Source organism: Gymnodinialimonas sp. (assembly GCF_059726805.1).
In genome coordinates this window covers 1,475,977-1,497,245 of record NZ_AP041059.1, presented here as the reverse complement: position 1 = coordinate 1,497,245, position 21,269 = coordinate 1,475,977, and the positions used below count along the sequence as shown (strand labels likewise).

Here is a 21,269-nt window from a genome sequence, read left to right as displayed (position 1 = left end):
GCTAGCCGATGGCCCGTCATCGCGGCAAGCGACATGTCAACGTCTATAGAGACAAGATCGAGCGGATCGTTGGCAGGATTCGCAAGGACGATGACTCTCATCGAGAGTTTTGCAGAAGCGTCCAAGAGCAATTCACCGACTATCGAGACGCGGTCGAAAAAAATAGTAGCAATGGCAAACTCGAACTTGCCGCCACCATCACGGATTGGACAGGGCAGAGCTTCTGGGACGACATCGACGGAGACTTCACGAAACTCTACTTGGGTGGCCCAACACGTATCAAGAAATGCTGGGCGATCCTCTATTGCCTCCGGTTTCTAGACGAACCCGAGCGCGTTGGTCCGCCAGATGAGGGATCGCGTAGCCTAAAGGCAGCCGAAGCCATCGAGACCAAGCTTCTAGGACCGCATCGCCCCGCAAGAGAGACCTACCGGAAAAACAATGCCAACAAGCATCCACCTCACCCCAAGCAACCTCACCGCGACGAACTAGCACTCAAAACGCCAGCCAGACTGCCTCCGCGGTTCTTCACCTTTGAGCAGGAAGAAAGCTACCAGCGGAACAGACCCGAGTTCGAAATGGTAAAAGCAGTTCTTCGCGATCGCAGCTCAAAGACCGTCGCCCTTGTTACTGCAGTAACTGGTCCCGGCGGCTACGGAAAAACAGCGATCGCCGAGGAGATCGCAATGGACGCCGATATTCGTGAGGCGTTTCCCGGCGGCATTTACTGGCTGCAGCACGGATTGCGGTTCGTCCAGCAGGATGAGCGCGTCGGTGGCGAGATCAGCACCGATGAGGCCATCAGTGAAATGTTGGCGCGCCAATTCCACGATGTGGATCTGCGCAACTTTAACCTCAGCACTCCGTCGTTGCTCTTTAACGCGCTGCCCGAGGCGCGCTTCCTGATCATCGCCGATGATCTGTGGAGGCAGAGCCAAGTCGCATTTCTCGATCAGGTGCCCACGCATGCATCTGTTTTGTTCTCCACACGAAGTTCAGAAATCGCGCGTCGCGCGTCCATCGAACAAACGGTTGGGGCGCTCGAGGGCGACATGGCGTTCGCTCTCCTGACGTCCGGTATGGGGACACTGACCGCGTCGCAAGACGTGGCCCTGCGAGACCTTGCTCAGCGTTTCAACGGCTGGGCCCTTCTTCTGCGGCTCGCGAACGGCGCATTTAGGGCGCTTCAGGATCACGGAGGCAGTGTCGATGACGCCATTGCCGAGTATCGAGCCTTCTTCGAGCGCGGAAACATCACTGGCTGGGACCACAAAGGCGCTGAGGATGGGGCCAACGCCGTCATGCGTAGGGGACTCGCAAAGCTATGCATTGAAACCGGCATCAAGGCGATTTTCCGAGATGACAGCGACCGCGAGCTGTTCCGAGCACTTGCTGTTTTTCCGGATGATACCGACATTCCGTTCGAGATTGTCGATGGGCTCTGGGAAGAGCTTTCACGCGACAGGAAATTGAACGAAAGGACACAGTTCTCTACGCTGCGCCAGGTAGCCCGCGACTACAATCTGTTGCGCGACTTCGACCAGAAACGGAAAACCATCCGGTTGCATGACGAGATGCTCGCGTGCCTCCTGGGGGACCATAGTGCGAGCGAATTGCGAAATCGCCATTGCGCGCTCCTTGATGCCCTCGGGCGTGAATGTGCGCATGTCTGGACCGCGTTGCCAAACAGCAACCGTTACGCCTGGTACCACCTGCTCAATCACCTAGAGCTGGCCGGGCGAACCCCGGAGGCAAACGAACTCCGGCTCGACTTCGATTTCCTATGGGGCCAACTCTCCAACCTTGATGTGGTTGCCCTCCAGAAGTCGTTTAGCTCAACAAATCTCAGCACCGACGCAAACTGGGTCATGCGCTGCATCGATCGGTCCGCTCACGCCCTTAGACAAAACAAAGCTGAACTGCCTCTCCAACTCTTTGGTCGTCTTGGCCACGGCGCAGTTAGTCCAGCGATCTGCGAGCTGCTGAAGGCAGCGATGTCATCACAACTTCACCCGCTTAGGCCCCGATGGCCGCACCTAACACCGCTTGGGCCAGAGAGGTTGATCCTTCAAGGGCATAAGCGCGCTGTCTTAGGTGCCGCGTTTTGCCAAAAAACTAACCGCATCGCGACGGCTTCCTCAGACGGCACCGTCCGGATTTGGGACGCGGAAACTGGAGCCGGTATTGGCGACCCGCTCTCAGGTCATTGGGACTGGGTTACTAGCGTTGCGTTCAACCAAGACGGTTCGCGACTTGTAACAGTATCGGACGATCATACAGCGTGTTTGTGGGATGTGGATAGCGACAACCCGGTCGGACTGCCACTTGAGGGTCATGAAGATCGCGTAACGAGTGCTGTATTCAGCTCGGACGGTACCCGTGTTGTCACGGCATCAGAGGATCATACAGCGCGAATTTGGGACGCGAGGACAGGAGCCCCGATCGGAAACCCTCTTAGGGGACATCGAGATGCGGTTTTAAGCGCTGCATTCAGCCAAGACGACGAACGCATTGTGACGGCCTCCAGAGATCAAACGGCCCGCCTTTGGAACGCGGAGGATGGCACGTCATTTGGCGTTCCACTAGTGGGCCATTCGGGCGCGGTTATGACCGCTGAGTTCAGTAAGGATGATGCTAGCGTCGTTACCGCTTCGATAGACAAAACAGCTCTTCTCTGGGATTCGTTGAATTGCACGCAACTTGGTGCGCCGCTTCAGGGACATGGTCTCGGAGTCGCGAGTGCTGTGTTTAGTCCAGATGGCAGCTACATCGTAACAACGTCATTCGACAATTCCGTACGCGTCTGGAACGCCGCTAGCGGCGCGAAGATCGGCAAGACAATCAAACATGACAAATACCCGCTAACTAGCGCTGCGTTTAGCTCGGACAGTCAGTACATTGTGACTTCATCCGGAAGAGCAACCTGTATTTGGCATGCTGCGACGGGCGAACGGCTTGGCCGACCACTTGAGGGTCACGAAGACTCGATAAGCAGAGCTGCCTTTATGGGCGACAGTACTCGCGTCTTGACTTCATCTTACGATGGTACCGCACGCGTTTGGGACTTTAAATTGGTAGTAAGTACCTACTCGCCCCAAAGCGGCGGCCTGCAGAGGATCACGACTGTCGGGTTCAATCCAGAAGGCACGCGCATCATCGCCGCCTCGGTGTCAGCATCAGCCCGCTTCTTTGATGCTCAGACGGGTAATCGTCTCGGCTGTTTTCCAAGGAGTCACGGACCCCGCGCAGTCAAAGCCTCATTCAGCTCAGATGGCAATGGAATTGTCACAGTGTCGTTGGATGGTATCGTAAGGCTTTGGGAAACGGCGAGCGGCGGTCAGGTTGGGCGGCCGCTCGAAGTTCAAGGAGCCCGGATCACTACGGCTGCGTACAGTTGGGATGGTACCCGTATTGTAACGGCTTCGGTCGATAATATGGTGCGCGTCTGGGATACGATAACCTTTAGCCCGATTGGCAAACCGTTCGAGGCCCATGAAGGCGCTGTGGTTAACGCAGCTTTCAGCCACGATGGCAGTCGCATTGTAACGGTCTCAACTGATCAGACTGCCCGACTTTGGGATTCTGCCACCTGCACGCCCCTTGTCGACCCTCTAGCAGGGCACTCTGCGTCGGTCAGAAGCGCAGCATTTAGCCGCGACGACAAACGCATTGTGACGGTCTCAGATGATCACTCCGCGCGACTTTGGAACTCGGAGACCGGTGCTCCGATCGGTCATCCGTTCGACATGCACATTGACCGGGTCAATGGCGCAGCGTTTTTCCTCGGGGGATCACAAATCGCTACAGTATCTGATGATCGGACCGCGCGTCTCTGGGATACAGTGACAAAGGCCGAAGCGGCATGCATATCTTTTGACTTTAAAGCTACGAGCGTCGATGCCCATGAGCGGGCTTTGGCAATTGGCCTTGAGTCTGGTGAGGTTATCGTTGTCGAAGTAGTTCCATTGTGAGTTGATTTGCCAATCAGTACGCGGCCGCCAAACAGGGGGCTGTGATTGGTTTTTCCTCTCGAATTCAGTTTAGAGGACTCCGGTGGCAAGTTGCGGCGAAGATCTCAAAATTGTTTGCTCACTTCGAGTTTCTTCTAGGTTTTGGGGACTGCGAGCTGTGGACTGAGGTCCCCGTCACATCGACGCAAAGATGCGTAGCTGCTTGCCCTCAAAGGTTCTCAATACAGATGCATGCACGAAGAGGAGACGTCCCAAAAGTCAGTAGGGCGAGCTGTGGACCAGGGTCCCTATATCAAGCCGACGCAAAGATGCGTCACAGCTTTCTTCAACCAAGTAATCAAAGGTCAAAGGTCAAAGGTCAAAGGTCAAAGGTCAAAGGTCAAAGGTCAAAGGTCAAAGGTCAAAGGTCAAAGGTCAAAGGTCAAAGGTCAAAGGTCAAAGGTCAAAGGTCAAAGGTCAAAGGTCAAAGGTCAAAGGTCAAAGGTCAAAGGTCAAAGGTCAAAGGTCAAAGGTCAAAGGTCAAAGGTCAAAGGTCAAAGAAAGTCAGCATAAGCAAAAGGTTAAGGCAAGCTGTGGGCGGCGTAATACGCGCCCGACTTGGCAAGGGGCTGCGCCCCGTTGCATCCGGCTGTTGCATGGATTTGCGATGCCTCAAATTTGCGCCGGGTCATCCCGATCTGGTATAATAAAGGCGGAGGTAAATGTGCGTGAAACAGATGACTTAAGCGACCGCCAGCGACGGGATTTTGACGACCTGCAGAATGAGATTGCAGGACGCGAGGTCGGTCGCATCTCGCGTTTCTTGACCCAAGATGACGAACGCAGCGCTGAAGGTAAGCGACGAAAACGTGCCGAGGAAGCGTTGCGCCGCACATTGGACGTGCTGCTTCAAGACCCGGTCTATCGCGCGAGATATGAAGCGGTTCGGGATGCTTTGGGCCGTGCGGAACGTGCGACAGTAACTGCTTTGGCAAATCTGGGCGTTCTGATCTCCCAAGCTCAATCCGAACTGGCTGATATGCGACAACGGGCCGCCCGTCTTCCAGACGGAACGCGGGTCTACCAGGATCAATCCGGCGCCGTGCGCCGCGAAGACGGCACTATTGTTGATGAAACCTTAGCGGCTACGATCCTCTGGCGCGGGGACGAGCCGAGTTTCGAGGATTACGCCGGGCAAAGGGACCGTTTGGAAGGGTTGGTGCGCGACCACTCGGAGGTCGAACGGTATCAGACCGACATTCTCGGCGACGCGCGCAACCGGCTCAGCGACGAAGAAAATCCGCCTTCCCTTGAGGAGCTGGACGCAATCATCGGCGATATTGGCAATCAGATGCCAAACTCTGCCCGTCAGTTGATTCAAACCGAACAACCGGAACCTGAACCCTCCGCAACAGCGCAGGTTGCTATCCCCGAGTTGGGGGCGCCTTAGTCCAAGGCGCCACAGTCCCGCAGAATGACCGCTAGAATAACCCCGCCAGGATGGGCGTCCTGATGGTCCAGGATGGTATTCCTGAGCTGACCCCGTGACGTGTCCCAGGCCCCATCTGCGAAGTATTGCGCATCGATGCAGCTGGCATGGCCCGGGTGTGTTTGCGTGAAGACAATCCCTGCCATGGTGACTGAGGTCTGCATGAAGCCGTTCTGGCTTTCTTCGGACCAAGTCGCAAACTCTGCGCCGGTGAAGTCTTGAGCGGACCCGTGCTGTGGATAAGTCAGCCCCAAAATACATGCGCCGCTTGCCAGCGCCCATGCCGCTATGCTGTTCATATTCCATGGTTTTTGTTCAAGTCAGTGCTTTACGGGATTCTACTCAATCAGTAAACATATCGGCAGGTAAACAGCGGGTTTGCGGTCGGTGCGCTTCCTTGCGCATGGGTGAGATGACCCAGGTCAGAGAGGATCGTTTTCGACCCGATCACATGTCAGAGCCTCGTCGCATCGGCTACATCCGCATCTCCACTCGGTCGCAGGCCCCAAATCGCCAGATCGAAGCCCTGCGCGTGGTATGCGACGAGTTGCATATCGAGCAAGTCTCGGCAGTTGCCGATGAGCGCCCCATTTTTGAGGCGCTGCTGGGTCGCCTTGTTCCAGGTGACAGCTTCGTTGTGATGGACCTCGACCGCGCTTTCCGATCTTCAATCGACGCCATACTAACCGCGGAACACTTGCGCCAAAACGGGATCACGTTTCGCATCTTGTCGATGGCCATCGACACCAGTACGGCGGAAGGCGAGCTGTATTACACGATGATCGCAGGGTTCGCTCAATTCGAACGCCGCATGATATCCAGGCGGACTAAAGAGGGCCTTGATGCCGCCCGCGCCCGTGGCGTGACGTTAGGACGCCGACCTAAGCTCTCGGATGAGGCGATCCGCACCGCATATTTGAGCCTTGGCAGCACGCCATGCAAGGACATCGCCCAATCACTGGGCGTCTCACGTCTCACGCTTCAACGTAGCTTCAAAAGGCTCGGGTTGGCCTATCCTATCGTAGTGGAGGCGAAGTAGCGGACGGCCCATACCGGACGTTCATACCGACATCAAGCGCCGCGTTGCAGCTTCACCAGAGCGGCCTTTCGCTGCAGAGGCTCGATTTCAGTGGTGTTTGAGGTCAGCTCTGCGGACCAAGCAGGCATTCCATCTAAGTTTGTCGATGGCGGTCATTACAGCGCGAAGGGGACGTCGGAGGTTGCTCCGGATGCCTGATTAGCTCTGGGGTCGCCGAAGCAGAGCGCGAATTCTGCCAGTCACTAGGGGTTTCCACTGCAAGTTCCAAGTGAAAGACTGCACTATCGGTGAGCTTTAAAAATACCGCTGGGCGTTTTCACACCGAAAGACTGATGTTAAGATCTCACATACTCAACACGTGCCGCTTGAACCTCTTTTTTAAGTGAGGTGGCCCGATGATATGAAACGGGAAAGGTCACAAATGTGCCCAGAGCGCTTTGCGTCTATTCTCAATCTGGCGCGCCGCATACCAACTCGCGCCTTGGCTAGTGCTGGGCGCTTGAATGAAAGTCTGGCAGCAATCCTTGCAACTGATGACCCCGTGCGGGATGTGTATGGCCGTCTCTTAGATGTACCAGAGCTAGCACTCGCCGAACCTTTCGCGGCACTTGCAAAAGCCTATGACCTAGACGCTCGCGCGGTCCTGTGTGAGGGTTCAAAAGTTCCAACGGATGCAAGATTGGCGCTGCTACTGGCCATTCTATACCCACACCCATCCGACAACGAGTATTTTTCGAGCCTTCCCGCGTATATGCGAGCATTGAATTGGCTATGGATTATTTTTTCAGACTCCAATGCTCGTACTAGTTTGAACGAACAATTGGTGCGCGCAGTAGAAGTTGGAATTTTGTTCGAGGCTTACGCTTCAACTACTGAACCCAGGAGACTTATGTCGCAGCCGGAGTTCGATGCCTTTCGCGACCGCCTGCGCGAGCTCTACCGCATGCATGGTCAAGAGGCCGCAACGGAGCTGATCCAAACAGCGCTACGAGCCGCCTGACAAAACCCGCTACCTGCTTTAGCTTGGTACTACTAAGTGCACATTGAAGTCGACCGCAGCATCGGTGGAGTTCGGCCCAAAACGGACACTGGCCGCAGGAACTAATTGCTGTACTGCAGCTCTTCAAAGCCGACATTGAGCAAAGTTCAGCAGTCTTGCGATCATAGCCTGCGATCCCGTCGTTCGCTCCAAGCGCAACCCGAGACGTTTTGTTGCTAACGAATTAGGCCTAGTATCCGAAAGGACCTGAGGTGCTCACGGGTCGAATTCAGGAAGAGAAATCTCTTCGAGGCACTTGAACATGCTTTGGCTCTCGACACGCTGCGTCTGTGCCTTAGCTTCCGGATTAATGATAGAGGATGACCGGTGCCGCGCCGTTACGAAGAGATCTATCCGTCTCTGCCGCTACTCAACAGCGATGGGTTTGAGCACACGTCGGCGGCATCGTTGATGTCGGTGCGCTATTTCCAGGCAGAGCCCGACAGTATGCCAACGGAAGTATTTGCGGAACACCATATTCTTTTGAACCTGAAAGATGAACCGCACCGCGTGCAAAACACGCGAGACGGCGAACTGCGCGATTTCACGTTCTCCAAATTCGATATCATCGTGACACCCGCTGGCGTGAAATCCGGATGGCGGTGGTTCGCGCAGTCGGATGTGATCGTCGTGACGCTTGATCCCGCGCGGGTGCAGCGCTTTGCCGAGGCGGAACTGGGCCTGCTTCTGGATCCGCAACAATTCAAGGACCTGCCCCTGTTCTCGGATGCAGATCTTTGCGCGGCCGGCGTGATGTTGCGCGATGCGTTGGAGGCCGACGATATGACCTCGGCGGTGATGTTTGAGGCGTTGAGCCGCGTGTTCCTCGTCAAGTTGCTGCAACGCTACGGCAAGCGGCGCCCCGAGGATGTGGCCCTCTCATCGCGCTTCACCTCCGCCCATTACAACCGCGTGTTGGCATTCATCCGAGCCAATCTGGACCGCACGATCACGCTTGATGATCTGGCGTCCGAGGCGGGCATGAGCCCGTCGCATTTCAGCCGCCTGTTCAAGGACACGGTCGGGACACCGCCGATGCAATACGTCATGGCCTACCGTATCGAGCAGTCGCTTGAGATGATGACGGACCACGCTCGGCCGCTTGGCGATATCGCCCTAGCCTGCGGGTTCGCCGATCAGGCGCATTTCAGCCGCAGCTTCAAGCAACTGATGGGCTCAACGCCCCGACAGCACCGTGCCAGCCTGAGCTGATCGTTCAAAAAGCAGGATCATTCAAAAACCGATCAAGCTGCTTCAATTAATGGGGGCGGGGGCGGAGTATCTCCAATGTCATCGGGCAAGCAGCCCACACTATGACAAACCGGAGATACCAAGATGAAACTCGCAACCCTGTCCACCGCCGCCACCCTTCTGGCCACCTCGGCCATGGCCGATATCACAACCCGCACCGTCACCTTTGAGAACGAAGGTGCTACGTTGACTGGCACGCTTTACTTGCCATCGGATCATGACGGGTCCGCCCTGCCGACCGTCGTCGTGACCGGTGCCTGGACTTCCGTCCAGCAGCAGATGCCAGCCACATACGCCGCCCAAATGGTGGAACGTGGCTTTGCGGCCTTCACCTTTGATTTCCGCGGCTGGGGCGCGTCGGGCGATCTTCCGCAGAACGTTCGTTTCGTGGAAAGCCCGGAGGCCAAAACCTCTGACATCAGCGCCGCGTTCGAGTTTGTCGCCACACTGCCAGAGGTCGACGCAAGTCAGATCTACGGCCTCGGGATCTGTGCGTCAGCTGGCTACATGGTAGACGCTGCTGCCGGGAACGATCTGGTGCAACGCGTTGGCCTTGTCGCCCCCTGGCTGCAGAACGAAGAGCTCGTAAACGCCGTCTATGGCGGTGAAGAGGGCGTAAACGGCCTGATCGAGATGGGCCGCGCCGCAGACGCTGTTGGTGGCCAGATCATTCCAGCGGCCGGTCCTGAGGGGGCTGAAGGTGTGCTGATGCCCATCGGCGGCTACTACTACGAGGCCGACCGTGGCGCGATCCCCGAGTACGACAACCAGTGGAACAACGCGTCGTGGGAAGGCTGGCTGACCTATCACCCCGCCGACAACCCTGAGCGTCTGTCGCAGCCGTTAGCCATAGTCCATTCCGATGCCGCCGCGATCCCGGATGGCGTGCGCGCCTTCCTTGACGGGTTCACCGGCGAGGCGACACAGCAATGGCTCGAAGACGTCACGCAGTTCGACTTCTACGACAGCGCCGAGGATGTGACCCGCGCCGCTGATACCGTGGCCGCTCACTTCCGCGCAGGCAGTGACGCCTGATCCGACACGCCTCGCGCGGCGAGACACATATCGCCGCGCAACCCAACTCCTCTCAATCACTCACATCACGCAACTAAAGGAATTCACCATGATCCGCTCAACCCTGACCGCTGCCACCCTTCTTGCAACTCCTGCTTTGGCCCAGATCGCAGGCGATCCTGTCACAGCCGACACACTTCTGGGCCGGGCGGAGATGATCCGCATTGCCGATGCGATTGACGCCGCTGTCGATGCTCAGGATTGGCCCGCCGCCCGGGCGCTATTCACTGACGAAATTTACGTCGACTTCACATCTTTGGTCGTCGGCGAGCCTGCCACGATACCGGCTGATGGCCTCATTGCGGGATGGTCCGCCAACCTTACCGGAGAGAAGTCCAGCTTCCACCTGCGCGGCAACCATCGCATTTCTTTTGACGGCCCTGACACGGCCCTGATGCAAAGCCACGGTTACGCGTGGAACCAGATGCCGTCAGGCGCGCTGGAGGAGAACGGGGGCAATCCGATGTGGGAAGTCTGGGGCATGTACACCCACAGTTTCACCCGCACGTCAGAGGGCTGGCTCGTCTCGGCCATGACATTTACCGCCACGGCCGAGCGCGGCAATGACTACGTCCGCGATACGCCAGGTAGCTAATCCCAACACTTCCCCTCACATAGAAGGAACAACTCAATGACACAGACATGGTTCATCACCGGCGCATCCTCCGGCTTCGGGGCCGCCTTCGCCCATCACGCGCTGTCCCAAGGCTACAACGTCGTGGTCACGGCTCGCCGCCTCGGCAAGCTTCAGCAGATCGCGGCTCTCGCGCCTGACAGGGTCTTGGCGCAAACAATGGATGTCACGGACACCGCGCAGATCACCAAGGCGATCAAGGCTGCGGAAGACAGGTTTGGCGGTATCGATGTGCTGGTCAACAATGCGGGCTACGGCATTGTCGGCGCAGTCGAGGAAACGCCGGAGGCCGAGCTGCGCGCGATGATGGAGACGAACTTCTTCGGCGCCGTCGCAGTAACCCAAGCCGCATTGCCAATGATGCGCAAAAGGCGCACAAGCGCTATTGTGATGATGTCGTCGCTTGGTGGGCAATTGTCCTTCGGTGGCTTCGGTCCGTACTCCGCAAGCAAGTTCGCTTTGGAAGGCATGACTGAGGCACTGGCCCAGGAAATCGCGCCCTTCGGTCTCAAGGCCCTGATCGTGGAGCCCGGCGCGTTCCGTACCGAGTTCGCCGATACCGCCCTCCGCCACATGCCCAAGATCAACGCCTATGACGAGATCGTCGGCGGCACGCGAGACTTCGCCAGCGGCATGCATGGCACTCAGCCAGGGGACCCCGCGAAAGCCGCCGCCGCGATTGAAACGGCGCTTAGCAGCCAGACCACACCCCTGCGCCTGGCTCTTGGCCACGACGCAGTGGACGCGATCCGCGATCATGGCGAGGCCCTTCTGGCTGAGCTGAGCCAGTGGGAGCCGGTCGCCCACGCCGTCAACCACGATGATGCTGCACAAGCCGCGTAAACTGTCCGGGTGGCCCCATCTTCGGGGCTGCCCGCCTCTCGACACCCAAAGGAGATGACCATGACCCGCCCCCGTATCGCCCTGATCACCGGCGCCAACCGCGGCATCGGCCGCGAAGTTGCCCGGCAATTGTCTGACGATAACGGCCTTCACGTGCTGCTTGGCTCTCGTGGCCTCGCCAAGGGCGAGGAAGCTTCAAGTGCCATGCAGAATGCCTCGGCGATCCAGCTTGATGTGGCGGACCCCGCATCTGTGTCGCACGCGTTCAGGCAGATCATGCAGGACTTCGGCTATCTGGATGTTCTCGTGAACAATGCGGGCATTGACTACGACACCGATCAATCCGCAAGCAGTGCCGATCTGGACCGAGTGCGGCGCGCGTTTGACACCAATCTGTTTGGCGCATGGGACGTCGCAAGATCCGCTGTCCCACTTCTCAAAAGGGGCACGTCCCCGCGCATAGTTAATGTCTCGTCAGGTGCGGGGGCCTTGAGCGATATGGGAGGTGGCACGGCTGGCTATGGCATCTCGAAAGCCGCACTGAATGCATTGACCTTAAAGCTATCCTCCGAATTGCAGAGTGCAGGGATCCTGGTGAACGCCGTCTGCCCGGGTTGGGTTGCAACTGACATGGGAGGGGGAGGCAGACCGATCCCGCAAGGCGCTGCAGGGGTGACCTGGGCGGCAACTCTACCTGATGACGGCCCAACGGGTGGGTTTTTCCGAGACGCGCGTCCAATGGACTGGTGAGAAAACGGGAGATGATTGGATCGCTGAATGTGAGGTTCACTGAAACCAGACGAATAGTGGCCCATACCAGAAGTTGAAACCGCCCTGAGTTGCTGCACCGCACCAAAGCCGAAGCTGACTTTCACCGATAACAATGTCCCGCTGTTGCCGCCTGACTGATACCTGCCTGGGACGGAAACGTTGCGGGCGGGCTTGTTTGTCGATGCAAAGCCGCAGACCTAAGTGAGGATGATAAGGCCCGCCAGAAGTGCCCTTTATTGCCAGCATTCGCTCATAAGGACCAGTAGTCTGTTCATTCATGTTGGCTGATCATCTAACGGTTGTGGCCAACTACAGCTCAACGTGGCCCCGGATTCAACATTGCGCTCATTCGGACGCCTTCTCCTGTCTTCGTCAAAATAGCCGAAGACGTGTATGACGGTGCCGCCAATAGGTTGCGACTGATCAATCGAGTTGAGAAAGTACCGATCCACGTACCGTCATTGCAGTCTTCCAAAGCAATCGGGGTGCGGATGATTCGATCCAATCCCATTATCCTGTATGTCTGTAGGCACTGCCCGAAGTTCTCCTCCAACTCCCGTGTTGTTGCGATCGCGACTGGCCCCTGTGTCTTGATCAAGGAAAACGGCAACGAGACGCAATCACACCACATCGAAAAGTCGCTCTCGATGAAGGAGACAGAAATCCGATCAAGAAAGTCGATGAATTCCTCTTGGCTTATCCTTGGCAAACGCGTTTGGTCCCAAATTGTCATTTCGCTGGACGCAGCGAATGCTTGTTACGATTAAACTTCCATGCGGAGTGCCACTATTTTTTTATCTACCTGTCCGATGAGGAAACGCGGGCATAACGCTCCCAACAAATACTCCGACGGATCAAACCAAAAATGACCCTGCGCTTTCAAGCTGTACAAAAAGGCTATGTGCGCAAGATGCCAGAACAGGTTACCCTTGCAATGGCTCAAGGTGTACAGCTCAATTCTGACGCTTAAGGGAGAGGACACGGTGGAAGATTTTCAAGCGATGCTTGATCGAATTTCCAACGCTCAAAGCCGACGGCAGCTTTGGGAAACTCTGCTCGAACAGATGCATGAGTTCGGCATCAAGATGGTAAGCTATCATACGACCGGGAGCGATGGCCTTCCCCTATCGATAGCTTCAGACGGTTTTCCAGAGAGTTGGGTATGCCAGTATATCGATGAAAACCTGGTCCAGATTGATCCGATACCAGAACTAGCTGCAAGGCTATCGCGACCCTTTTTTTGGCATGAGATTGAAGAGTTGGCCCCCTCGACCGCGGACACTGAGAGGTATCTGGCCCTTATGGCAAATGCCAATATTGGTGATGGTATCGCGCTCTATGTGTTCGGGCCTGGTCTGCAGAACGCTTATGTCGGATTGGGCTTTGGGAAAGAATTTGTGGAGCTTGACCCGAGCGACCTCCTTCGCATCCAAAGTATCGCACAAGCTGGCCATCTCAAATTCTGCGAAATTCAAAGCGAAAAGACTCCTCGACCTTCCCTCACTAAGCGCGAGTCCGAGATCCTCGAATGGGTTGCACAGGGAAAGAGCAACTCTGTGATCGCAGACATACTCTCGATTTCGCAGCACACGGTCGACGCTCATATGCGGAAGATCTACGCAAAACTTGGAGTGGCTGATCGCACGAGTGCCGCCCTTCGAAGTGTTGGCAGTGCCGTTATCAAACTGAGCTAAGATCACGTAACTGCGTGATCCCCAGTCTTTGGATACTAGCCTAGGTGCTTCTTCAAGGAATTTGAGGAAGCGAATTATGGGCTCAGTACGTTTTATTGCTTTGAGTGCTCTCAAGCCACCGCGCCGAGATCTGGCGCGCTCTCGATGGAGTAGCTCCATTGAATTGCCTGTTGCCACCCAGGGTGGATGCACTCAACAGGCACAAACGGGAGAGAAGTTGCTTTTCATCGGTTTTTCCAAAGTAGAGACCATGGAGCTCTCACGGTTGTACGAGCACTCTCAAACTCAGGCACACTTCATGCGTGGGTGTTCTCAGGAAACAAAAAGCGCTCATGGTTCAAGATTTGAGGCTGTAGCTATCCATGTGGATAATTGCGAGCAGTATGGGCCGTCGATCGTCGATCAACTTCGAACAGCAGGTGCGATTGAGTATGACCACGATGTTGTTGCCGTGACTGGGTATCCGTTCAAGAACTTCACCGACCACCTGCAAGCCAGTGGGTTCACAAGAATTCTGAGTTCGTCGGGCGGCCTGGAAGCGATCTTTCCTAACCGCGTCAAGGTGAGCTGATCGGCTTTAAGTTTAGCTGCCCCATCGAACTCTGACTACCGACTGGGCTGGTGCTTGCCAGTGTCAAATGTGGTCGTTCTTAGTGGGAATGTCCCGTACCAGTTGCTCAGTTTCGTTGAGCTTGCGGCCCATACCGGACCTTTGCGTCGGTCAACAACGCTGCACCGCGGCTTCCTCTAAGCAGACCTTGATCATTTCCACGGAGTTTCGGCAGTGCGAGATAGGCGCAATGCTAATATCGATGGAACGAAACGCGTCTGTACTGAAATCTGGTTTCAAAATATGGTCATAATACGGTCGCATGTATTGCGGAACGATGTGTATCCGTTGACGCGCAAGGTGTCTTTGAATATTGCAAAATAGCAACAGACTACACCGCGAAGTGGCATGACAGATCCGCAAGCCGAACTAAAGAAATTGTATCAAGCAGAGTACGGTGACGCCCTGGACATCGTAATGCGCACTATCGGTATTACGGCCGGTGGTGCGTTGCTTTACATTTACACAGGCTGGGCTGCTTCATACATCTGGGGTCTTGTTTTTGCGACCGTACATGCGGTGCAATGGCCTTACCTTCGGAGCAGACAAGAGAATCCAACAGAACGGGAAGCAGTCGTCGGCGGCCTGCTATTTGTTTTCGTGCATATCTCTTTCATTTGGTTGCCTACGCACTTAGCTTCAACGCAAGACGCTAACCTGATGTTGGTGGGCCTGCTCGTTTTTGTCACGACTTCAATGTACCACATTCGTCGCTCAGATACCGCGTACTGGCTGGTCCTTGCACAGATCGGGATTTTTTCGGCGTCTCTGTTCTACATCGCCACAGCTCACGTCTTGCGTAGCGACGATATGATTGTCCGCATTGGAGTGTGCATGGTCACGGCTATGGCAGTTTTATACGTTGCGATGACTATGCGTGCGGCGCACAAAAAGCAGCTTGAGATTGCGGACGCCTCGATAAACTTGGCTCAAGAGCAGAAGTTGTCAGCGATAGGAAGATTGGCTGGCGGCGTCGCTCATGACTTCAACAACGCTTTGACGGTCATCAAGGGCAATCTTGAGCTGTACCAACTCCTCGAAGCTACCGATGAACGAGATGCGGTAATGGCGGAAGCTCACATGGCCGCAGAACGTGCCGAGGGGGTAATTCAGCAGTTGTTGGTGTATGCACGCAAAGCGCCCACCAACCGGCGGATTGTGGACCCCAACAGTGTTCTCGATGATATAGAGGCTCTTAGCAGGACGATGGTGCCTGAGCGGATCGCATTGACTTGCCATCGGTTCCCGCGACGGCTTGCTCTTGAGCTAGACGAACGACAGCTGACAGCAGCGTTGCTCAACATGGTTAAAAACTCAATTGACGCAATTCCAAGGAACGGCACCATCGAAATCCGCGTGTCAGAAGTCGATGCAGCTGATACCCCAGCACTTGTAACGGGGGGCAACGTGAAGGTTGGTAGCTACGCGGCAGTTAGCGTTTCCGACACAGGCCAAGGAATTCCCCGAAAGGAATTATCCAGCGTTGTAGATCCATTCTTCACCACGAAGGACCCCGGAAAGGGTACCGGACTTGGTTTGTCCATGGTGCTAGGTTTTGCCGAAGATCTGGGTGGAGGCATAGCAATCGAAAGCTCTTCTGCAGGAACTAAGGTGACCCTACTCTTACCGCTGTAAATTGAGCCGCCGCAGACCTTGCGCTACGGGAACGCAACTGTCGAACTTCGCGTTGCTGCAATAGAGCGCCGAACCCACCACTTCACGCTCACTTACGGCCCATAGCCGACGTTTGCCGATACAGTCGACGCTGTGCTAAAGTTTTCCTAAAGCGGACCTCCAGAATAATCTTTTTGGGGGGAAGCGGGGATCAAGATCGAGTGCTTTTTGCTGTGCCTGACCAGCTAAGATTCAATTGAATTTGAAGGAACAGTATCGCCTTACGAAAGAACAAATTTGGTACTAGAGTTTTGGAATGAATATGGAACAAATCGATGCTCAGGTTAACCGTGCAAATCTCCTGACTTCTACAGCCCGAAGCGCGTGGCTAGCTTACCTTGCAATTGTGGTTTTCCTTGGCATTACAGCCCTTGGAGTGGATGACGAAGACTTCTTCGGCCTAGATCGCTCAACTACACTTCCGCTTGTTGATATCGGCGTTCCAACGCGAATTTTCTTTTCATTGGCACCGATAATTGCCAGCGCTTCGTACTCATATCTTCATGTTTATCTGATCCGATTGTTTGAAACATTAGGTTCAATGAAGGCAAGGCAAAACGGTTCGCGTGTCGGTGACATTCTGACTCCTTGGATTGTCACCGACTCGGCGTTGAAACTGCGGCAGTTACTTAGACGCGACGGCTGCGTTTCTTCGAAACCGTTAGACAGCCTATTGTTTGGGTTTAACTTCTTTTCCGTCTGGCTGGCGGGACCTGTAGTGATCTCTTTGCTTTGGTGGGAATCCATGACAGCCCGCGATCCTTATGTATCGTCAACTGCATTCGTTGGTGTACTGGTATCAATTGGTGTCGGCACTACGAGTCTTTTGGCGATTTGGCGGAGCGGGTCAGGTCAACCCTTCGAGAAGAAACTGTTCACCTCGTCAGTGTTCACTGCTTTCTGGGCCCTACTATTTGCTGTAGGCATTCTTGCTTCTTGGGAAAGAACGGCAGGGACCATCGCCAACCGCGCAAGGGTTGACCTCTCCAGTAGCCTCTTAGCATCTGGATCTAATGAGTGGGTCGCCCACACACAAGCTCGAGAAGTCTTTTTTGCGGATTGGTGTGAAAACATCGTTGCAGACTGCTCAGAATTGTCTGAAAATTCCGAGGCATTCCGAAATGCTTGGAGAGATCGACGCGACTTCGACATAGGCATACTGCGGAAATCAGATCTCTTGGGCTTGAATCTCTCGTATGTTGTTTTTGACCAAGCATTCCTCCCAGGCCTCGATTTCAGGGGCATGGACTTGACAGGCGCCTCTTTCCGAAACGCTGTTGCTGAACAAGCTGACTTTTCTGGGACGAGGCTGTACGATGTCGACTTTAGCGGCGCCGAAGCTAGCCATGCAGATTTTGGCAGAGCTAACTTGCACAGTGCGAATTTCGTACAGGCACAACTACTCGGTGCGGATTTTTCGTATGCGTATATGCCCGCGGTGAATCTGGATAGGGCAAACCTATCAAATGCAAGATTTTCTTATGCGTACATTGCCGGTGAACAGCTGATGCAATCATTGAATTTATTTAACGGTACGATAAATGGGATGGCATGGGGGCAGCAGCAGAACCTCGAGCCAACCATAGAATTGAACATTAGTGGTACGGAATTTCGATATTCAGCGATTCGAAACTATGACCTATCGGAAGCAACATTTGACGAAGATACCAATCTAAGGGATGCATTTCTAGACGGTTCTGTGAGACTTCCAGACGGCTTATTGATCCCGCCCCTCCCGTGTCATTGGTTGCAAGCTCCGGCAAACGACGACGCAGAGTTTTTCGGCCGTTGGCGTGGGTTTATCGAGTCTCGAAGCCGAGGGGCTTTTGCTCCAAGCTGGGATAGCATCGCGCCGGAGGAATGGTGGCAAGTGCCCGCAATCAGGCCGAGCGATTGTTAGCTGAAATCGGCCCAATCCGGACAGTGAGTGAGACCAATGACGCTGCTGTGCAGCTTTCCTAAAGCGGACATTGATGGTCAGAAACGCCCGCGAAAGGCGAGGCGCGTTTGGCTCAACCGCGGTTCCTTTATGTTTCGCATTCACTTAGCAACCCCGCCACAAATAATAATGGCGTTCTTTTTGTTGTCAGCTCTGCATAATGGAAGCTATCTGGTCCAACAAAGCCCTATTTTGAAGCTCTTGTGACCACCCGCCAGCAAATGAGATGTCGTTAGAGTCTGGAAGCTTGTCTTCGGGAAGAGATCTGATCTTAACCCGGGCTGGTAATGCTGCGGCTTCGCCCACAAAAAGAGCCTCTTGCCTAGGCAGCGAGGATAAAACTGAGGTCATATTGGAGAGGCTGTCGGGCAAGAAACGCTTAACATGTTGTTGGTCTTGGCTATTTGACAACCGTAAAACGATCCACGAATTGCACTGTGAAATAACGGTGCCTTCAACATCTGCTGGACGTTGCGAAATCAACATGAGGCCTAAACCGTATTTCCGCCCCTCGCGAGCAATGCGGCGAACCGCATCCTGCGCGACCGCGTACTGGGCTTCGCCTCGGTCTGGAACATATCGATGTGCTTCCTCACAAACCAACAAGATAGGATCGCGCTCTCGACCCTCTCGGTTTTGCGCAAGCTTGTATTGGAACAACAACCTAGCAATCGAAGCGGTAAGTGGTCCCGCAATTTCGTTGGGTAGGCCAGAAATATCGATTATCTTAACCTTTGCCTCCGGTTCGTCAGCAACCGATAGAAACTGAGCCAGAACGTCGGACAGTGTTAGCGGCTGATCCCCATCGAGATGATCGTTCAAAAGGAACGAAATTCTCGTGTCCGAGCCTAACACGGCGACCTTATCGAGAATTGAAGCAAATTTTTGCTTGTTTGTAGCGGTCTCGTCGACCCAACCGTTGTTAGTGTGCCGTTTTGTCTGAAGCTCGCGGATATGTGCTACAAATTCCGACATCCTAAAGGGGCGAGGCTTGTCGCGGTCAAAATTCGCGATGGCTTGCTTTCGTTCCGCAAGCTGATTGGGATCGTCTGAATCAATGACTATTGGTTCTTGAGGATGCTGATCGGCTTCGAGAGTTGCCAAATCAATATCTGCCGCTGCCTTTGTGAGTCCTGCCTCAACCATCCGTGCGTGGGTCAGAGCTTTGTAAACGATGTTTGACTGAGAGGTGGCTTCATTCTCAGTTTTCCCAACAATCAACGAACGGAACTCATCACTGGACATGAGCCAGAATGGAAGCTTCAGGTTTGCATGTCCAACGGCAGCCTCGTTTGGCGCATCATATGCCCGGTACAGCAAGGCATCGTTTCCAAAAGCGGCAGCATATTCTCCGTGAGGATCAATGATCACAATTCTTGGATTGGAAGGCTGTCCTTCGACAGGTTGATGCGCAATCACCGAATGAAGGATGGATGCTACTGTGCCCGACTTCCCTGAACCGGTTGAACCCAGGATCGCGCTATGTTGACCGAAGAGTTTATCAATATTGGCTCGACATGCGACACGGGTCGCCCCAACGTAATCCCCGATTGCGACATGACAATCTATACCATCATCCCGAGCGCTTTCGACACTTGCATAAAGTCGCTCAGTTTCGCCCTTCGTCATTAAAAATACAGACTGCAGAGGAAGCGGGAATGTGCTGATACCGCGACGGAAATCCAACTTTTCTTCTCTTGGTTGCCACCAAGCCTCCCCGAGCAAATCGGCTTCAATGACTCGCTTATCAAATGTAGTGACAGCGCTTCCAGTTGAGGCAGCAATCGCGGCAGCTTCTTCATCCGACTGAAGGCGCAAAAGGCTAACCGTTGCAAAAATGACCTTTCTGCCGACATGCAATTTGATCACACTGCCGAGCTGACCGACGGAGTAGCTTCTCCCACGATAGCCTCTGGTCAATTCAGTGATGCGTTTGTCGAGAGCAATTTTAATGGAGTTTCCGGCAACTTCGAATACCGTGCCAATCTCCAGTCCAGGCTCGACGGCAAAATCGGTCATGCCATTGCCTCCTGAATATCCGCTGGGAGGCCATCAGATAGCATTTCAGTCACGCCAGTGAACGTCCACCAATCACGGCCCTCTTCTAGCGCCCAGAACGGGCCGCGGTCGCCGTTATACAAACCTTTGTTTGAGACAATATAGATCCTCTCGCCCCAGGAGGTCTTACGCCAGTCATCAAGGATCGGAGGCAGCGAGTCTCTCTCTTCCGAAAATGCAACCATCGTGAGTTGGCTATCTGGAGCAGACATAGCAACTTCAATATCTTGGTTGATGTGCTCATCGCCAAATGAGTATCCGCAAACCAATAAGACGCGCTCCGAACCGTCGGCGAGATTTCCACGAAACCGTTGGAATAGCTCCGCAAAGGGGTCAAGTTGGGTGTTCACGTATTTTGTAGATTGCGGATAAATTACTACCTGGTTCTTAGGCGCAGGATAAGCGTCATGATGTCTAACTCTAAGTAGTCGTGATGCATCATCTTTGGGTGCCACCCAATCGATAGAGCCGTGGAGCTTTACTACCCTGGCCTTCATTGTCGGGTTGGTGGCCCCCGTGTATCCAGACCAAAATGCGACGCTGCCACCAGAAAATCCATCATCATAAGGTACACCACGCAACGCGAGTGCATCTTCTATAAGAGTGTCGTAGTTGGTTGTGAAGAACTCTACTGGTCCACGCAATGCTTCAAGCCCGGCCCTATTCCGCCCAAAGACTGCTCTCATAAAGCTAAGATGGTGTTCTACCGTCACAATAGGCTCATTCGAAGTGCCTACACTCGATTCTAGCTGCTGGCCATCTTCTGCCCAGTTTTCGCGGTAGCCCCATCTGATTGTATCCGAGATGATCTCCAGAAGCCCATTGTGCAACTTGGTCAAGATATCAAAGCTGACCTTCGTATCTCCCAACTGCGCACTATGATCGCGTGACCTCACAGACATGGAAATTAAATCTGCCAAGTGGGTCAAAAATATTTCGATGTGCGCGTTTTGGTCAATGTCACCTTCAATAAATTCGATCGTAGAAAGTACTTCGCCCTCATCTTTGAAGGTTTCTGTTCTTGCCAGTTCCAACACTCGCCTTGTCAAAGGATACATCAAGGGGATGTTTGACATGAAGCTCGCGCCAGCGGCTAGAAGCCAAGACTGTTTCGGTGTATTAATAGCTTTTTCAAATTGTTCTGCTATGTCTTTAGCTTCGTCCGACATCTGTAAATTTCCTAAATCAATCTTCAATCGAACCT

General features: G+C 54.4%; 17 protein-coding genes. 14 read left to right on the top strand and 3 right to left on the bottom strand.

Features of this window, described 5'->3' with window-relative positions; all coding sequences use genetic code 11:
* Positions 1-8: 8 nt before the first annotated feature.
* From AC6I9R_RS07380 to AC6I9R_RS07370, 3 genes are all read left to right on the top strand, one after another.
* A complete protein-coding gene (locus AC6I9R_RS07380; RefSeq protein ID WP_461429329.1) occupies positions 9-3,971 on the top strand; it encodes an NB-ARC domain-containing protein in 3,963 nt (1,320 codons plus the stop codon).
* 231 nt (positions 3,972-4,202) lie between these two features.
* On the top strand, positions 4,203-4,523 hold the full coding sequence (locus AC6I9R_RS07375; protein WP_497863083.1) for a hypothetical protein: 321 nt from the start codon (positions 4,203-4,205) through the stop codon (positions 4,521-4,523).
* 151 nt (positions 4,524-4,674) lie between these two features.
* Positions 4,675-5,400, top strand: a complete 726-nt coding sequence (locus AC6I9R_RS07370; protein ID WP_497863082.1) for a hypothetical protein — start codon at positions 4,675-4,677, stop codon at positions 5,398-5,400.
* Here AC6I9R_RS07370 and AC6I9R_RS07365 read toward each other — a convergent pair.
* A complete protein-coding gene (locus AC6I9R_RS07365; RefSeq protein WP_461428176.1) occupies positions 5,397-5,738 on the bottom strand; it encodes a hypothetical protein in 342 nt (113 codons plus the stop codon). The two genes, AC6I9R_RS07370 and AC6I9R_RS07365, sit on opposite strands and share 4 nt — an antisense overlap.
* A gap of 5 nt (positions 5,739-5,743) precedes the next feature.
* On the opposite strand from AC6I9R_RS07365, the gene AC6I9R_RS07360 reads away from it, so the two are divergent.
* From AC6I9R_RS07360 to AC6I9R_RS07310, 11 genes are all read left to right on the top strand, one after another.
* Complete coding sequence (locus AC6I9R_RS07360) at positions 5,744-6,478, top strand: recombinase family protein (protein WP_461428175.1); 735 nt, start codon at positions 5,744-5,746, stop codon at positions 6,476-6,478.
* A 400-nt stretch (positions 6,479-6,878) separates the two neighbouring features.
* The gene (locus AC6I9R_RS07355; RefSeq protein WP_461428174.1) at positions 6,879-7,478 is read left to right on the top strand and encodes a thioredoxin domain-containing protein; all 600 of its coding nucleotides are present in this window, start codon (positions 6,879-6,881) and stop codon (positions 7,476-7,478) included.
* A gap of 366 nt (positions 7,479-7,844) precedes the next feature.
* Positions 7,845-8,729 (top strand): helix-turn-helix transcriptional regulator, encoded by an 885-nt coding sequence (locus tag AC6I9R_RS07350; protein WP_461428173.1) that lies wholly within the window; start codon positions 7,845-7,847, stop codon positions 8,727-8,729.
* Positions 8,730-8,852: 123 nt separating this feature from the next.
* A complete protein-coding gene (locus AC6I9R_RS07345; RefSeq protein WP_461428172.1) occupies positions 8,853-9,803 on the top strand; it encodes an alpha/beta hydrolase in 951 nt (316 codons plus the stop codon).
* 88 nt (positions 9,804-9,891) lie between these two features.
* Positions 9,892-10,437, top strand: coding sequence for a nuclear transport factor 2 family protein (locus tag AC6I9R_RS07340; RefSeq protein WP_461428171.1), 546 nt, complete (start codon positions 9,892-9,894; stop codon positions 10,435-10,437).
* Between the two features lie 36 nt (positions 10,438-10,473).
* Entirely contained in the window at positions 10,474-11,319 is an 846-nt protein-coding gene (locus AC6I9R_RS07335) for an oxidoreductase (RefSeq protein WP_461428170.1), read from the top strand.
* A gap of 54 nt (positions 11,320-11,373) precedes the next feature.
* Positions 11,374-12,069 carry an SDR family oxidoreductase gene (locus AC6I9R_RS07330; protein WP_497863081.1) on the top strand — a complete coding sequence of 232 codons (696 nt, stop codon included), beginning with the start codon at positions 11,374-11,376 and terminating at the stop codon, positions 12,067-12,069.
* A 1,004-nt stretch (positions 12,070-13,073) separates the two neighbouring features.
* Complete coding sequence (locus tag AC6I9R_RS07325) at positions 13,074-13,784, top strand: autoinducer binding domain-containing protein (protein ID WP_461428168.1); 711 nt, start codon at positions 13,074-13,076, stop codon at positions 13,782-13,784.
* A 76-nt stretch (positions 13,785-13,860) separates the two neighbouring features.
* On the top strand, positions 13,861-14,355 hold the full coding sequence (locus AC6I9R_RS07320; RefSeq protein WP_461428167.1) for a hypothetical protein: 495 nt from the start codon (positions 13,861-13,863) through the stop codon (positions 14,353-14,355).
* A 387-nt stretch (positions 14,356-14,742) separates the two neighbouring features.
* Positions 14,743-16,029, top strand: a complete 1,287-nt coding sequence (locus AC6I9R_RS07315) for a sensor histidine kinase (RefSeq protein ID WP_461428166.1) — start codon at positions 14,743-14,745, stop codon at positions 16,027-16,029.
* Positions 16,030-16,330: 301 nt separating this feature from the next.
* Positions 16,331-17,968, top strand: a complete 1,638-nt coding sequence (locus AC6I9R_RS07310; RefSeq protein WP_461428165.1) for a pentapeptide repeat-containing protein — start codon at positions 16,331-16,333, stop codon at positions 17,966-17,968.
* A 186-nt stretch (positions 17,969-18,154) separates the two neighbouring features.
* Here AC6I9R_RS07310 and AC6I9R_RS07305 read toward each other — a convergent pair whose 3' ends face one another.
* Entirely contained in the window at positions 18,155-20,026 is a 1,872-nt protein-coding gene (locus AC6I9R_RS07305) for an ATP-binding protein (RefSeq protein WP_461428164.1), read from the bottom strand.
* Positions 20,023-21,234 (bottom strand): SIR2 family protein, encoded by a 1,212-nt coding sequence (locus AC6I9R_RS07300; RefSeq protein WP_461428163.1) that lies wholly within the window; start codon positions 21,232-21,234, stop codon positions 20,023-20,025. The genes AC6I9R_RS07305 and AC6I9R_RS07300 overlap by 4 nt, the downstream gene beginning before the upstream one ends.
* Positions 21,235-21,269 lie beyond the last annotated feature (35 nt).

Bases quoted from the DNA above. Each gene is read 5' to 3' on its own strand.
- AC6I9R_RS07320 (WP_461428167.1), top strand. From the start codon at position 13,861: ATGGGCTCAGTACGTTTTATTGCTTTGAGTGCTCTCAAGCCACCGCGC.
- AC6I9R_RS07330 (WP_497863081.1), top strand. From the start codon at position 11,374: ATGACCATGACCCGCCCCCGTATCGCCCTGATCACCGGCGCCAACCGC.
- AC6I9R_RS07345 (WP_461428172.1), top strand. From the start codon at position 8,853: ATGAAACTCGCAACCCTGTCCACCGCCGCCACCCTTCTGGCCACCTCG.
- AC6I9R_RS07365 (WP_461428176.1), bottom strand. From the start codon at position 5,738: ATGAACAGCATAGCGGCATGGGCGCTGGCAAGCGGCGCATGTATTTTG.
- AC6I9R_RS07300 (WP_461428163.1), bottom strand. From the start codon at position 21,234: ATGTCGGACGAAGCTAAAGACATAGCAGAACAATTTGAAAAAGCTATT.
- AC6I9R_RS07380 (WP_461429329.1), top strand. From the start codon at position 9: ATGGCCCGTCATCGCGGCAAGCGACATGTCAACGTCTATAGAGACAAG.
- AC6I9R_RS07355 (WP_461428174.1), top strand. From the start codon at position 6,879: ATGAAACGGGAAAGGTCACAAATGTGCCCAGAGCGCTTTGCGTCTATT.
- AC6I9R_RS07315 (WP_461428166.1), top strand. From the start codon at position 14,743: ATGACAGATCCGCAAGCCGAACTAAAGAAATTGTATCAAGCAGAGTAC.
- AC6I9R_RS07360 (WP_461428175.1), top strand. From the start codon at position 5,744: ATGGTTTTTGTTCAAGTCAGTGCTTTACGGGATTCTACTCAATCAGTA.
- AC6I9R_RS07340 (WP_461428171.1), top strand. From the start codon at position 9,892: ATGATCCGCTCAACCCTGACCGCTGCCACCCTTCTTGCAACTCCTGCT.
- AC6I9R_RS07310 (WP_461428165.1), top strand. From the start codon at position 16,331: ATGGAACAAATCGATGCTCAGGTTAACCGTGCAAATCTCCTGACTTCT.
- AC6I9R_RS07335 (WP_461428170.1), top strand. From the start codon at position 10,474: ATGACACAGACATGGTTCATCACCGGCGCATCCTCCGGCTTCGGGGCC.
- AC6I9R_RS07375 (WP_497863083.1), top strand. From the start codon at position 4,203: ATGCACGAAGAGGAGACGTCCCAAAAGTCAGTAGGGCGAGCTGTGGAC.
- AC6I9R_RS07305 (WP_461428164.1), bottom strand. From the start codon at position 20,026: ATGACCGATTTTGCCGTCGAGCCTGGACTGGAGATTGGCACGGTATTC.